The organism is Arthrobacter pullicola (assembly GCF_014836875.1).
Taxonomy (GTDB): Bacteria; Actinomycetota; Actinomycetes; order Actinomycetales; family Micrococcaceae; genus Arthrobacter_B; species Arthrobacter_B pullicola.
Genome location: NZ_JACSQC010000010.1, coordinates 38,984 through 51,724, shown reverse-complemented (window position 1 = coordinate 51,724; position 12,741 = coordinate 38,984). Strand labels below are relative to the sequence as shown.

The 12,741-nt window shown below is 60.4% G+C and carries 15 protein-coding genes and 1 pseudogene; 10 read left to right on the top strand and 6 right to left on the bottom strand.

Annotated elements, in window-relative coordinates:
* Positions 1–219: 219 nt before the first annotated feature.
* On the bottom strand, positions 220–960 hold the full coding sequence (locus H9638_RS16320) for an SDR family NAD(P)-dependent oxidoreductase (protein WP_191749217.1): 741 nt from the start codon (positions 958–960) through the stop codon (positions 220–222).
* A 118-nt stretch (positions 961–1,078) separates the two neighbouring features.
* On the opposite strand from H9638_RS16320, the gene H9638_RS16315 reads away from it, so the two are divergent.
* Together H9638_RS16315 and H9638_RS16310 are read left to right on the top strand one after the other, a co-directional pair.
* Complete coding sequence (locus tag H9638_RS16315; RefSeq protein WP_191749215.1) at positions 1,079–1,474, top strand: winged helix-turn-helix transcriptional regulator; 396 nt, start codon at positions 1,079–1,081, stop codon at positions 1,472–1,474.
* 10 nt (positions 1,475–1,484) lie between these two features.
* Entirely contained in the window at positions 1,485–1,718 is a 234-nt protein-coding gene (locus tag H9638_RS16310; RefSeq protein WP_191749213.1) for a DUF2283 domain-containing protein, read from the top strand.
* 21 nt (positions 1,719–1,739) lie between these two features.
* Here H9638_RS16310 and H9638_RS16305 read toward each other — a convergent pair whose 3' ends face one another.
* Complete coding sequence (locus tag H9638_RS16305) at positions 1,740–2,165, bottom strand: VOC family protein (RefSeq protein WP_191749211.1); 426 nt, start codon at positions 2,163–2,165, stop codon at positions 1,740–1,742.
* Positions 2,166–2,279: 114 nt separating this feature from the next.
* Here H9638_RS16305 and H9638_RS16300 point away from each other — a divergent pair, with 114 nt between their 5' ends.
* Positions 2,280–2,756: a hypothetical protein gene (locus tag H9638_RS16300; RefSeq protein WP_191749209.1), complete on the top strand. Its 477-nt coding sequence runs from the start codon at positions 2,280–2,282 to the stop codon at positions 2,754–2,756.
* Positions 2,757–2,797: 41 nt separating this feature from the next.
* On the opposite strand, the gene H9638_RS16295 is transcribed toward H9638_RS16300, so the two are convergent.
* Positions 2,798–3,106: a hypothetical protein gene (locus H9638_RS16295; protein ID WP_318241915.1), complete on the bottom strand. Its 309-nt coding sequence runs from the start codon at positions 3,104–3,106 to the stop codon at positions 2,798–2,800.
* Positions 3,107–3,254: 148 nt separating this feature from the next.
* Positions 3,255–3,605: a hypothetical protein gene (locus H9638_RS16290; RefSeq protein WP_191749208.1), complete on the bottom strand. Its 351-nt coding sequence runs from the start codon at positions 3,603–3,605 to the stop codon at positions 3,255–3,257.
* A gap of 134 nt (positions 3,606–3,739) precedes the next feature.
* On the opposite strand from H9638_RS16290, the gene H9638_RS16285 reads away from it, so the two are divergent.
* Entirely contained in the window at positions 3,740–5,077 is a 1,338-nt protein-coding gene (locus H9638_RS16285; RefSeq protein WP_191749206.1) for an APC family permease, read from the top strand.
* Positions 5,078–5,136: 59 nt separating this feature from the next.
* Here H9638_RS16285 and H9638_RS16280 read toward each other — a convergent pair whose 3' ends face one another.
* Positions 5,137–5,862, bottom strand: a complete 726-nt coding sequence (locus tag H9638_RS16280) for a hemerythrin domain-containing protein (protein ID WP_191749204.1) — start codon at positions 5,860–5,862, stop codon at positions 5,137–5,139.
* 295 nt (positions 5,863–6,157) lie between these two features.
* Between H9638_RS16280 and H9638_RS16275 the strand changes: the two genes are divergently transcribed.
* The 5 genes from H9638_RS16275 (at position 6,158) to H9638_RS16255 (ending at position 9,004) form a co-directional block, all read left to right on the top strand.
* The gene (locus tag H9638_RS16275) at positions 6,158–6,865 is read left to right on the top strand and encodes a histidine phosphatase family protein (RefSeq protein WP_191749202.1); all 708 of its coding nucleotides are present in this window, start codon (positions 6,158–6,160) and stop codon (positions 6,863–6,865) included.
* A 9-nt stretch (positions 6,866–6,874) separates the two neighbouring features.
* Positions 6,875–7,429 (top strand): DUF3090 family protein, encoded by a 555-nt coding sequence (locus tag H9638_RS16270; RefSeq protein ID WP_191749200.1) that lies wholly within the window; start codon positions 6,875–6,877, stop codon positions 7,427–7,429.
* A complete protein-coding gene (locus H9638_RS16265) occupies positions 7,429–8,196 on the top strand; it encodes an SCO1664 family protein (RefSeq protein ID WP_191749198.1) in 768 nt (255 codons plus the stop codon). The genes H9638_RS16270 and H9638_RS16265 overlap by 1 nt, the downstream gene beginning before the upstream one ends.
* 74 nt (positions 8,197–8,270) lie before the next feature.
* On the top strand, positions 8,271–8,585 hold the full coding sequence (locus H9638_RS16260) for a hypothetical protein (protein ID WP_191749196.1): 315 nt from the start codon (positions 8,271–8,273) through the stop codon (positions 8,583–8,585).
* Positions 8,586–8,680: 95 nt separating this feature from the next.
* Positions 8,681–9,004: a hypothetical protein gene (locus tag H9638_RS16255; RefSeq protein ID WP_191749194.1), complete on the top strand. Its 324-nt coding sequence runs from the start codon at positions 8,681–8,683 to the stop codon at positions 9,002–9,004.
* Positions 9,005–9,079: 75 nt separating this feature from the next.
* Here H9638_RS16255 and H9638_RS16250 read toward each other — a convergent pair.
* A pseudogene (locus tag H9638_RS16250) lies at positions 9,080–9,373 on the bottom strand (hypothetical protein); the annotation flags it as partial.
* Between the two features lie 113 nt (positions 9,374–9,486).
* Between H9638_RS16250 and H9638_RS16245 the strand changes: the two are divergent.
* Positions 9,487–12,381, top strand: a complete 2,895-nt coding sequence (locus H9638_RS16245) for an NACHT domain-containing protein (protein WP_191749190.1) — start codon at positions 9,487–9,489, stop codon at positions 12,379–12,381.
* The last annotated feature ends 360 nt before the right edge of the window (positions 12,382–12,741 follow it).

Here is a 12,741-nt window from a genome sequence, read left to right as displayed (position 1 = left end):
ATCGACAACCGCTGAACTGGATTCCTACTACTCCATGCAGCATTGCGTCGACCGTCCCTCGAACCGCTCACCCTTCCCTACGCCGGGGCAGCTCAGCGGGCAGGAGGGCACACGATGGCCCTTGCCTCATACAGAGCGCCTGCTTTGCATCCTTCAGAGGCGGCGACGCCGGGCGGGAGGCGGCTTCCGCCCCCACCCGGCCGATCACTTACCTGCTGTTCATGCTGTGACAGCCAGCTGCGGGTAGGCCTGCTCTGCTGCACCACGCTGGACATACATGTCCCAGTACAGGCCGGCGAGGGTATCGGGGTGGACTGTCGGGAAGGTGGCTGCAGCCTCGGCATCCCCGGGGAAGCCCTGGTCTGCGAAGGGCTCACCGCTGGTAATGAGCGCTCCGATGGTGAGGGTTCCTGCGTAGACCCCGGTTCCTTCAAGCTCTCCGTTCAGGGAATAGAGGTAGTTACGCATGGCCGCCATGGCCGGGCCGACACCACTGAGGAAGGGAATTCCTGTCGCCGAGGACGAGCCATGGGTTACCAGGATGGCACCATTGCCGCGTTCGATGAGCTCGGGGAGGACCGAACGGACGATTTCCACAGGGGTGAGCAGGAAGAGGCGCAGGTATTTTTCCAGGTCTGCAGTATCCAGCTCCGCGGCGGGGACAAACCCCTGGTCGGCGGCGCTGGCCGGACCGTATTCAATGACGTCGATGCGGCCGAACCGCTCACGGATGTCGGCAATCAGCGAGGGGATCCGCGCAGGATCGGAGAGGTCGGCCGTAAAGGGTGCCGCTTCGATACCTTCGGCCTTCAACGTTTCGGCGAAGTCCTGAAGCGGTTCCTGCCGCCGCCCTACCAGGGCCACCCGGAAACCTTCCCGGCCGAAGCGGCGCGCTACCGAGGCACCAAGTCCGGGTCCGGCTCCGAAGACGACGAGGACGGGTGAGGTAATGGCTGACATGTTTATTCTCCAAGGGACGTGAAACGCTCACTGCTGTGGGCACATTAGGTAAAAGGGCGCGGAAAACCCCAATATTCCAAAAGTCAGGTACCCACTATTTAGTAAGTACGATGGGGGTATGCTTCAAGCCTCGGAAAAGCCGAACCGTTCCACACTGTCGATCCCGGCCGACTGCGCCACCCGCGCTGTTCTCGGTCATGTGACGAACAAGTGGGGCACGCTGATCCTGCTCGCCTTATCGGAGGGAACGCTGAGGTGGAACGAGCTTCGGCGGGCCTTGGACGGGGTCAGCGAGAAGATGCTGTCCCAGTGCCTGCAGGCACTGATTGCAGACGGCTTCATCCTGCGGGAGCAGCGGCCCACCATGCCTCCGCACGTGGAATACTCGCTGACAAACCTAGGGCAGGAAGTCACGGAACTGCTGGTGCCGCTCTTTGAACGTATCGCCCGCCATACCGGGGAACTTACCGACCTCACGCGTCCAGCCGACGGTACCCCAGAGACCAGAAACTAGCTAGGCAGCCATGAAGATTACGTACGACCCGGACGTGGACGCCGCGTACATCCAGCTGGCGGATCAGATCCTCCCCGGACAATCGGCTGAGCAAATCCACTCCATTGTCACGCCCGGTGGAAACGGTGAACTGACTCTCGACTTCGACGCCGGCGGCAGGTTGCTCGGGATCGAAATCCTTCGCGCCCAGGCGGTACTGCCGGGTTCTGTCATCCAAAGTGCAACGGTCATTTCCGGCAGCTGAACCGCCATCCGGGGACCACCCTCATGGAATGCCTGCCCCAACGAAGATGCAGAACGGATGACCGGCCGGATCGGCGTAAACGTACAACGGCTCGTTCGGGTCGTCCGTACGATCGAAGCGGAGCTCTGCCCCCAACGCCAACGCCCTGGAGTGGTGATGCTCGAGTGTCTCTCGGTCAGGAACTGTTAAGTCGAGGTGCATCTGCATCGGCACATCAGGCAGCGGCCAAGTCGTCCGCTTCAAATGATCAACCCGCTGAAAAGCAAGCTTGCGGCCGCCCTGTGCATCAGTGAGAACGAGCCAATCGACGTCGTCAGGCATTCCCTCACCCGCGGGCTCATCTCCTGGCCGATACTGGAGTCCGAGCAAGTGACGGTAGAACTCCGCCAGTCCCCGAACATCAGTAGTATCGAGAACCGTGTGAAGCACCTGAGGGAATACGCTCATGGGGCCGAGACTAACGATCATCAAGGTTCCCTAGCCAGCCATCCTGGCTGGATCGCACCTGGAATACCGTCGTAACGTTATGCCCTACAGCTGAAAACAGGAGAAGGAAACGTTGTGAAGGTAGCCGAGGTGACGTTGGGATGTTATCCGCGTGATGATGTCTCCTGGGTGAAAGACGGCAAGGTTCGGGAGGGCCGCGCGACGGTCTTGGTCCGCGAGGCTGATGGGACTCTTAAGCCCGCTGGCGAAGTTGCCTTGGGCGACTTCGGTGTTCTGCACCTAAATCTGGAAGTCGGTGGTGAGTTCGTCGTTGAGCTACGCGCCCGGTTCGAGTCGGAGATATTCGAGCGCCGGGTGACCTTCACTGCCAGTGGTGACGAGGGCAGCGATGTCTTCGTATCGGCAATCGGGCCCGGCGCACAGGCTGAACCGAAGGCCGGCCTGTTTAAGCGAACGAGGTATTCAGGCTTCGAGTTTGGTGTGCTGGTAATGGCCGCCACGACTGAGCAGGGTACCCGAATCAGCGGCACGTCAGGCCCCCTCGTCGAGCATGGACCCAGCGACGGCGTGGCTGCCGCTTCCGCTACCTAGCAGCGGGCAGACGGCCCGAAGCTGGCCAGCACGTACCCGCCCTAGGGAAGTACCGTGAGGCTCACCTGCGGCATGACGCAGGATACGCGGGTGAAGGTACGGGTTTCGGCTCGTGCCCGATTGTTCCGTCCGGTGTCATCGCACCAGTCGATGCCGTGCGGATAAGCGGAGATGGAGCCGGCTCCCGTTGCAGTGTTGGCGGGGACGTTGAAGGTGTAGGTGAAGCCGCCGGCGTCGTTCATCGGAGCCGTCGTGTCGATGACCTGATTGCCAGCGGAGTCCGTGACGGTGATCTTGATACTGGCGTCCTGCCCATAACGCGGATTGCACTCCGAGTCAGAAGCCGACACGGTGACCTGCTCACCAGTCCGGACGCTGGCAGGACTGGCCGAGAACCCAGGAGGCAGGCATGGCGGCTCGTCCCGCGAGATAGAGCCGCAGCCAGCCAGGGCAGCCATAACGACGACGGCGGCGGCAACGCTGGCCGTCAACGCCCGGCTAACGGGAGTCCGTATCCCGGCTGCGCAGAGAATTCTCATCATTTTCTATCGCTGAGATGGTGTACGCCGGGCCGCTGGAATGCTCAATTGGTGAGCTTCCTGGGGTGAAGCCGAACATTCGTGATTGCACGGAAACTGCACCGGAAACCGGACCCGCAATTTTCGAACGCCAGGATCCAGCGCTGGTTATTAGGCGAATCAGAATCAGGACGGCGAGCGCCCAGATGACCGCGTTGCTCCACGGGCCGAGGTTCGCCGCCGTCAACCGGTCAACAATCATGATCACCAGAAGCGCCACCAGGAGAACTACCGTGGTCGCTGTCAGGAGACGCGAGAGTCGAGCTGCCATCCGCTCACCCTAGCCAGAAGGCACCGCCGCGGCCAGAGGCGGAACCGGAGCGCCGTCGTCGGCTTAGCCGCTTCGGACAGCTCCAGTCCAAAAGTTCTCTTGCGCTGGAATGGGAAACGAATTCCAATAGGCCAATGACAAAAGATCCCGGCACGGCATCGAAACCCCAAACCGGGTTGAAGCGGGCAATTGGCACGCCGCTGCTGTTCGCATTTATTGTGGGCGACACCCTCGGCGCCGGCATCTACACCCTGGTGGGCACCATGGCCGCCGATGTTGGTGGCGCCATCTGGCTGCCCCTGCTGATCGCGTTGGTCGTCGCGATGCTCACCGCCGCGACCTACGCGGAGCTGATCACCAAATACCCGCACGCCGGAGGTGCAGCCCGCTACGTCGACCGGGCCTTCGGCATCCCCTATCTGTCCTTCCTCGTTGGATTCCTGATGATGGCCTCGGGCATCACCACGGCCGCCGCCCTTGCGAACGCTTTCGCGGGTGATTACCTGAACGCGCTCATCGATGTTCCCTCCGCCCCCGCAGCGGTTGCGTTCATCATCGCGCTGACACTCATCAACCTGCGCGGTGTCCGGGAGTCCCTCACCGCTAACCTCGTCGCGTCCATCATCGAAGTAACCGGTCTCGCCATCGTCATCTTCGTCGGCGCCATCGTGCTCACCTCCGGCAACGGTGAGCCATCCCGGCTCCTCGAGTTCGCGCCGGACATACCGCCCCTTGAAGGTGCCTTTGCCGCCTCCATCGTGGCCTTTTTCTCGTTCCTTGGCTTCGAGGCGGCGGCGAACATGGCCGAGGAAGTGCGTCAACCGTCTAAGGCCTACCCCCGCGCCCTGTTCGGCGCCATCGGCACCGCAGGGCTGGTTTATCTCCTCATCGCGCTCAGCGCGGTCATCGTCCTGCCGCCGGCTGAGCTGGCCGATTCCACCGGACCCCTGCTCGACGTCGTTGCTGCCAGCGGTGTCGGCATCCCGCCCTGGCTGTTCAGTCTCATCGCCCTGATCGCCATCGCCAACGGGGCGCTGCTGTTCATGGTGATGGCCAGCCGTGTCGGCTACGGACTGGCAGAAGCGGAACTGCTTCCCCGGGCCTTCAGCCGCGTCCTGCCGGGCCGCCGCACGCCCTGGGTTTCCATCGTGGTCATTGCCGCCTTGACGATCATCCTCACCCTGACCGGGAATGTCGCCTCGCTGGCCGAAACCACCGTGCTGCTCCTGCTCCTGGTGTTCCTGTCCGCCAACGTGAGCGTCCTCGTCCTCAAGAAGGACAAAGTGGAGCACGACCACTTCTCGGCACCCAGATTCGTGCCGGTCCTCGCGATCATTGCAAGCATCGTGCTCCTGGCACAGCAGACCGGACCCATCTGGCTCGGTTCCGCCGCCTACGTAGCGGTCGGATCCCTGTTGTTCCTCGCAGCCCGGGCCCGGCGCAAACGCGAGGACCGTGTGAGCGCGGACTGATGGGTGGCGCGGGGAGTCCACGGGCGGACGACGGCGCAGAGGGGTTTCCGACAACCTGACTAAAGCGTCGCTGGAATGTCGCGCCCGGGAAAAAGTGTCGAATATTGCCGCCGGTACATTCGCCGCCCGACGACGCGGTAGGCGAGACGAACCGGCGCAGGGATTTCCTTGAAGAGTTCTTTCCGGTCCTCCGGAGGATTCGTGGCCAACACCATGCCGAGATAGCTCACGAGGAATTTCTTGTCGAGCTGGTCGATCCCGTGCTGGCCGACCGCGTTCATTTCCTTTTCGTTCAGGACCCTGTCCACAGCAGGCATTACCTCAGTGACTTCGCGCCGCAGATGCACTTTCAGCAGAGTGGACAGGTCCTCGTAGCGTTCAGCGAGTTCCTCACTGACCGCTTTGCCTGCCGTCTGCATCCAGCGCCGCCGGACCGGGTCGATCCCCTCAAGCCGGTCCGTCACCTTCCGGTGCTGCTCCAGCATCTGGGCTACATGCAGCGCGCACGCCGGCGCCCGGTCGGCCAGCTGCGGATACATCAGCAGGTCTTCGCCCTCATGGTGGATGTGAAGGGTACCGTCGAAGTTTCCGAGCACCTCCCCCACGTACGCAGCGCGGACGGTATCTCCAGCCGCGGTGGACTGCACCAGGCCGGGCGCCTCGTCGTACGCCCAGAGGAAAAATCGGTGAATGCGCCGCATTCCCGCGGTCCCGGTGCACAGGATGGGCCCCGGCGGCAGGGGAGCCGCGGTTTCGCCGGGTTCAGCCGTAAAAAAGTCGGCCATTTGGATCGCCCCTTACGGTGTACAGGCTGGACCGGGCCGCCCGACAACAGTTTAAGTGCGCCGTGTCACACCACACAATGAATGAACCTAACGGGGCTACGCACTACGGCACACACCCACGGCCCCCTCTAGCGGGATTCCTCGTCACGACCGCGCCGACGGTCTTCGCCATCGTTGATGTCGGATTCGAGATCGGAGATCCTCTCAGTGGGGACGACGCCGGCCCCTCACCCCACGGTGTCAGCTGCCCCCGCCTTGCCGCCGCCTTAGGGCGGCAGGGAACTACGCTGGGGGCATGGCAACAGTAATCCTCGTGCGGCACGGCCGCACCACAGCGAATGCCTCGGGCCTGCTGGCCGGACGGACCCCCGGGGTCAGCCTCGACGACGTCGGCCGGAACCAGGCGGACGCAACCGGGCAACGGCTCGCCGTCGTGCCCCTGGTCGGAGTGGTGTCGAGTCCGCTCGAGCGCTGCCGGCAGACCGCGCAGTTCATCCTCGACCACCAGCCGGGCACTCCGCACGCACCGGTCGACGGCGACCTCACCGAATGTGATTACGGCCAGTGGCAGGGTCAAACCCTCGCCGACCTGGCGAAAGAGGATCTGTGGAAGGTCGTGCAGACCCAGCCCTCCGCCGTCGTTTTCCCCGGTGGTGAGTCCATGGCTGCGATGCAGGCCCGGGCGGTGGCGGCGATCCGGCGGCATGACGCCGCGTTCGAAGCCGAGCACGGTCCGGGCGCCGTCTGGGCGGCGGTGAGCCACGGGGACATCATCAAGTCAGTCCTGGCCGACGCGCTCGGCATGCACCTGGATCTGTTCCAGCGGATCGATGTCGGGCCGGCGTCCGTGTCGATCGTGCGTTACGGCCCGGGGCGGCCCACCGTGCACGCCACCAATACCGACGCCGGAGACCTCTCCTGGCTGGCTGCCGTCCACGGAGCGCAGGATGCGCCGGTCGGTGGTGGCGCAGGCCACGCAGCACCGCGCGTCCAAGGAGCCTAAAGTAGTCCTATGCCTACAACCGTTCACGATTTCGACTGGCCGGACCGCGTAGTAGTCGGCACCGTCGGCGTCCCCGGTCAGCGCACGTTCTACCTGCAGGCGCGGGCAGGCAAGCAGCTCATCAGCATCGCCATGGAGAAGCTGCAGGCGGACCAGCTCGCCGAGAAGATCGATGAGATCCTCGACCAGCTGATGACCATCGATGGCAACCCCTTCCACGTGCCCGCGAACACTCCCCTGGAGCTGGTCGACAACGACGATCTGGACACTGTGGAGGAACAGTTCCGCGCCGGCGTGATGAGCCTGGGCTGGGATCCGACGACGGCGCAGGTCGTCATCGAGGCCTACCCCCTCGAGGAAGTTGATGAGGACGACGACGGACTCCTCGACGATGATGACGACGCCGATGCTGCCGAAGTCCTGCGGGTCCGGATGCCGGTGGGCACCGCGCGGGCCTTCGCGAAACGCACCCGGGAAATCGTGGGCGCCGGCCGTCCGATCTGCGTGATCTGCGGTCAGCCGATCGACGCCGACGGACACACCTGCACCCTTCCCGAAAACTAATGCCGGCACCGGACCTGCTCACCGACGAACTCACGCTCACGGGGCGGATTACGACGGCGTCCAACGCCACATTCCTGGGCAGCATCGGTGACGCCGCGGTCGTCTACAAACCCCTAGCCGGGGAGAAACCCTTGTGGGACTTCCCCGATGGCTGCCTGGCGCACCGCGAAGTTGCTGCCTATCTGGTGTCCGAGGCGTTGGGCTGGAACATCGTGCCGCGCACCTGGCTGCGGGACGGTCCGCTCGGCGAGGGCATGGTGCAGCTCTGGCAGGAGACCGACCCGGAGCAGGCCGCGGTGGATCTGGTGGCTGTGGAGGAGGTGCCGGAGTCGGGGTTCAAGCTCGTCTTGGAGGGTGAGGATCCGGCCGGGCGGATCGTCGCCCTCATTCATGAGGACTCGGCGGCACTGCGGCGGATGGCGGTGTTCGACGTCGTCGTCAACAACGCCGACCGCAAGGGCGACCACATCCTCCCCATGTCCGGCGGGCACCGGTTCGGCGTGGACCACGGGCTCACGTTTCACAGCGAGCACAAATTGCGGACCGTGCTGTGGGGCTGGATCGGCGAGAAGCTTAGCGAGGAAGAACTCGCCGGGATTGACCGGGTTCTCGCGGGGCTGGACGGCGAGCTGGGCCAGCAGCTGGCGGAGCTGCTGACCGCTGAGGAGATCGAAACGCTTTCCACACGCTGTGCCCGGCTGCGTTCGACGGCGGTGTTCCCTGGCCCGCGCGGCGGGATGCCTGCCGTGCCCTGGCCGCTGTTCTAGGGAGCCCCAGGACATCTGCTGGACACGCGTTGACGCTCTGATGGGTCTTGGAAGCGTCGGTTAGGCTCCGTCTCATGAAGCTTCAGAGCACCGCAGACCACTCTTCGCGCCGGTCCATCAGTAGGTTCATCAGGACGGTTCTGGTGGGCTGCGTTGTCCTCCTCGCAGCCGGGGTCCTCGTTGTGGCCGCCGCAGGCATGAACCCTGCACCCCTCGCAGTGCTGACGGGCGGCCTGGCCTGCCTCGCCGGCGTCTTGGTCATTGTGTTTCAGGATGTGGGGAATTGGGCGGCTGACTCCGAATACTCGCTTCCGGGCAAGAACCTTGTCCTCCTACTGGTCCTCGTGATTGCTGCAACAGCGCCGGTTTTCTGGTCAACATCACTGTGACCAAAGGCCGCTGGTGCGCCGAAGGCGGCGTTTGGGCTCCGCACCTCAAGCACCCAGGGCGGCCCGGACACAGCCCGCATGACCAAGAGGCAAGAATGAAGCCCGCTCTGCGCGCAGCTCTTCCCATTCTCGCGGTAGTACTGCTCGCCACCGCCGTCGTCACGGTCGGCGGTCTCCCCAATGATCAGACAAGCTCGTTTCCAGTGACCGGCGCGCTAGTTGCCCTCATTGCTGGGTTGGCCGCCAATCTGCGGTGGAAGCACATTCCTTGGCTGCCCACCGCAGCTATGCTCGTCGCTGCCGGCGGATACCTGGTCAACCACTTCGACTGGATGCGCGGCGGTTTCTTCGCCGTCGTCGCGCTTCTTGCATGGCACGGGCTGCAACGGGAGAAAACTGCCACCGATGTCCACCGCTGACTTTGCGGCGAATCAGCCGGCATTCGACCACGAAAAAAGGATTAGTGATACACCACAAATCGAACCGGGTATTCATCATTCTGCTGGCGCAATGTCGCTGGCAGCAGCCGCCCTCATTCTTAGTATCCCGGCATTACTTGGCTTTGAGCGGGCCAGGAAAGAGCGCAGCCGGTCAGTCTGCGGGTTGCGGAAGAATGCCTCTGCGGGCCGGTCTTCGATGACGCGGCCATCGGCCATGAACACGCAGCGGTCCGCGACCTCGCGGGCGAACTCTATCTCATGGGTGACCACCACCATGGTCCGCCCCGACGCGGCCAGGGACTTCATGGTCTGCAGTACTTCGTCAATCATTTCCGGGTCCAGGGCGCTACCTGCAATCAGCGGCCACGAACCGTTCAAATGAGGTCGAATTGCTGCTAACACCAAACGAGGCTGCTGAGAACCGCAGCACAAATCGGCCTTGGTAAGGGTATGCTGCGTGCATGGAATATGATCTGGTCCGAATGGGAAGCACTGAGTTCGAGGACATGGCTGTCGCATTGTGTAATGCCAACTTCGGGCCTGGGGGACAGACGTTCGGGGCAGGCAAAGATGGTGGTAGGGAGTGGACATATCACGGAGAGCTGCCGCTCCCTATTATAGAGGTCGCCGATACAGACTGGGATGACGCTCAGGGGTCCCACTGGACCGGATACACGGTAGTCCAAGCAAAACATAAGAGCCGACTCGAAGGCGGAGCAGAGGATGTCAATTGGCTGTTGACAACAATGCAAAAAGAAGTCAATGCCTGGTTGAGCGAAGATAAAGACAGGAAGCCCAAACCGCGCAATTTATTATTCATTACCAACGTCAGACTCTCGGCCGTTCAGGAAAAAGGCGGAATTGATCGGGTAACAGCGGCAATGAAGTCGCATGCGAAAAAGCTAGGCCTCCGCGGATGGGCGATTTGGCATGCTGCCCACATATCAAGGCTTTTAGACAATCATCCAGGCGTACGGCAAACCTATTTAGGTCTCGTCCTCACCGGGGATCTCCTAAGCGCTATGCTTGAGATTCATACAAGCGAGCGTGCTGAGCCTATAAAAACTCTAACGAGCTTTGTTGTTAAAGAGCTTCTTGCGCAGAGCACAGTCCGGCTCACGAAGGCCGGAGACGGACCCAACAAGGAACTGTTGTACGACATAGGAATCGACCTCCCGTCGCGAGAACTTGATGCAGGGACCGGGGCGACGGATGACAGCGATCCAGTATTCTTTGCTCGGAACATGATCGATTTCGGCGACTCGCCACGGCATATTTCAAATTCTCGATTTAGTACCGTACTAGTAGGCGGTCCAGGACAAGGCAAGTCGACCGTAGGTCTATTGCTATGTCAGGCCTACAGAGCTGCAATTCTGGCCGAGCAGGCCGAATCCTTGCCCTATGAGCACAAAACGGTACTCCGGCAAACCATAGACCATCTTGCCAAAATCGGCATATCCCTACCTAAACTACGTCGCTGGCCCGTATACATAAGATTAAGCGAATATAGTGAACGCATAATGGGCAACGAGGACTACTCGCTTCTTGGGTACATAACAGATGAAATAAATAGGCGATCCCCGGCAACAAATGTGCAAAAAAACCACGTTTACGCTTGGTTGAAAAAGTTCCCGTGGATGCTTGTACTGGACGGCCTCGACGAGGTGGCCGACACAGTGACAAGAGAGACGCTATTCTCGAAAATAAGTGAGTTCATTCTAGACGCTAGTGAACAGAATTCCGATATATCCATACTGGCTACGACGCGGCGACAAGGCTATGAAAATGATTTGCGCACGCTTGAGCCCCGCGAATTTGAACTAGTCGAACTGAATACTGACCAAGCGCTGGGGTACGCGCTCCAGCTTGTTTCCTCACGCCATCCTTCTGATTCCACTTTCGCGCATGATATCCATACGCGGCTGAAGGAAGCCTCTCGTGACGAAATGACCGCGAAGTTGATGGGCACCCCCCTTCAGGTCAGCATCATGGCCTCACTACTAGAGGATCGAATTAGGCTGCCGAGGACACGCCATGCTCTTTTCGCAGATTTCTACAGCACAATCTTCATGCGGGAAAGCAATAAATTAGGAAATGTTGGAAAACAAGTCAACCAACACCGCTCAAGCATTGACGCCCTACATGACGCTGCTGGCATATTACTTCATACTGATGCTGAGAAGTCAGGACAAGCCGATGCGCACTTGAAAAGATCAGAGCTGCAAACCTTGGCAAAGAACCACTTACACGAAACCATGACCTACGACCTCCCTGACGCCGAGAGAACCTCAAAAGAGCTTATAAAGCTTGCTACCGATAGATTTATACTTTTAGTGGAGCCCTCGGCTGGTGAATGGGGGTTTGAACTTCGCAGTTTCCAAGAGTACATGGCTTCACGTTTTCTTGTATCCGGAGACCCCCAAGAGGTTCTAACTCGCCTTGAGGTCCTGGCTAAAAGTGCGCATTGGCGAAACACTTGGCTATTTGCCGCCGGCCAAGTTTTTGATAACTATTCCCATCTTCGGTCCAAGCTCATAGATCTTGTATTGGATTTGGATGAAGCATCGATACAGCAAAGTTGGGTTAAGTCTGGAAGTGATCTCGCGGCGGATCTTTTGGAAGACAACTTCGCTTCCGAAACTCCTGGGTTCCGCCGAAAACTTATTCTGCGCGTGTCTGAGTACGTAGACAATCCAAGCTTCCCATATAAGCTTATTCCAATCTTGCATGAGGCGTCCCTGAAGGATAAAGTTGTCTATCAAAAGATTCGCGGGACGTTCGAGAATGCCCTGCTCGCAGGTGGACCACGCCACCACTATGCATCGAAAATTCTGACGTTTTGGTCTCGCCATCATCAGGGTGGCATATCTGCGTACGCAAGAACGAGGGTTACCCTGACGCCTTCCAGATCCGCAGACGATGCACCACCCTCCTACAGCTCCTCCCATAACGAAGTCAGCCCAAGGAGGAGTCCTCGCCTGAACTTCTCTAAGGAAGCCACGAATAGGTTTACAAATATTGTTTCTCCTCATCTCCGGCTAGACGGGCTGAGCGAGTCAGAAGTTAATGTTCTATCGAGAGCATTAGATGAAACATCGGCTCGTTTTATAAAACTGGACAATGGGAGTCTCGGATATACATTCGTAAAATTCTGGACACGAAATTATGTCAATCCACTCGCCCCCATCCTGGCGTCTGAAAGGTTATTCGAGGTTGTCCTCGAGGCATGCCTAAAGCTACCTGAGGGAGAAGAAATTGCCTACGGGTGGTTTTTGTCTCAGGTCTCCCAGGGCATCGGTCAAGAATTCGTCGATGATCGGCTACGTGAGGTCGTGACTCTACCTTCTCGATCCTAAAGGTTTTGCCATATACATAGTCGAGAGTTGAGGCGCGATAATCGTCGTAGTTCCTGCTAAACAGCACCTACGTTCTCGATGCCGGACGGACGCGCTCTTTATCCGCCAGCAAGGCAGCCCCGATCTTGTTACTGCTGGAGCTTGCGGCATATCCGAGCCCTTCGCACGGTTGCGCCGGCACCAGACCCGCCGACGAAAACTCGTGCTCCTGAACGGTTCCATGGAAGAAGCCCAACGGCAGTCAAAGGCGGCGGAGCTGGTCGAACTAGGATCTCGGTGGTGAGAAGTAAGTCGTTCAAGGTTCAGCCCAGTGCCCTCCCACGCCCATCACACGCCTCACACCCTCCCCCGCTCAGCTAA

Bases quoted from the DNA above. Each gene is read 5' to 3' on its own strand.
- H9638_RS16320 (WP_191749217.1), bottom strand. From the start codon at position 960: ATGTCAGCCATTACCTCACCCGTCCTCGTCGTCTTCGGAGCCGGACCC.
- H9638_RS16315 (WP_191749215.1), top strand. From the start codon at position 1,079: ATGCTTCAAGCCTCGGAAAAGCCGAACCGTTCCACACTGTCGATCCCG.
- H9638_RS16310 (WP_191749213.1), top strand. From the start codon at position 1,485: ATGAAGATTACGTACGACCCGGACGTGGACGCCGCGTACATCCAGCTG.
- H9638_RS16305 (WP_191749211.1), bottom strand. From the start codon at position 2,165: ATGAGCGTATTCCCTCAGGTGCTTCACACGGTTCTCGATACTACTGAT.
- H9638_RS16290 (WP_191749208.1), bottom strand. From the start codon at position 3,605: ATGGCAGCTCGACTCTCGCGTCTCCTGACAGCGACCACGGTAGTTCTC.
- H9638_RS16285 (WP_191749206.1), top strand. From the start codon at position 3,740: ATGACAAAAGATCCCGGCACGGCATCGAAACCCCAAACCGGGTTGAAG.
- H9638_RS16280 (WP_191749204.1), bottom strand. From the start codon at position 5,862: ATGGCCGACTTTTTTACGGCTGAACCCGGCGAAACCGCGGCTCCCCTG.
- H9638_RS16275 (WP_191749202.1), top strand. From the start codon at position 6,158: ATGGCAACAGTAATCCTCGTGCGGCACGGCCGCACCACAGCGAATGCC.
- H9638_RS16270 (WP_191749200.1), top strand. From the start codon at position 6,875: ATGCCTACAACCGTTCACGATTTCGACTGGCCGGACCGCGTAGTAGTC.
- H9638_RS16265 (WP_191749198.1), top strand. From the start codon at position 7,429: ATGCCGGCACCGGACCTGCTCACCGACGAACTCACGCTCACGGGGCGG.
- H9638_RS16260 (WP_191749196.1), top strand. From the start codon at position 8,271: ATGAAGCTTCAGAGCACCGCAGACCACTCTTCGCGCCGGTCCATCAGT.
- H9638_RS16255 (WP_191749194.1), top strand. From the start codon at position 8,681: ATGAAGCCCGCTCTGCGCGCAGCTCTTCCCATTCTCGCGGTAGTACTG.
- H9638_RS16245 (WP_191749190.1), top strand. From the start codon at position 9,487: ATGGAATATGATCTGGTCCGAATGGGAAGCACTGAGTTCGAGGACATG.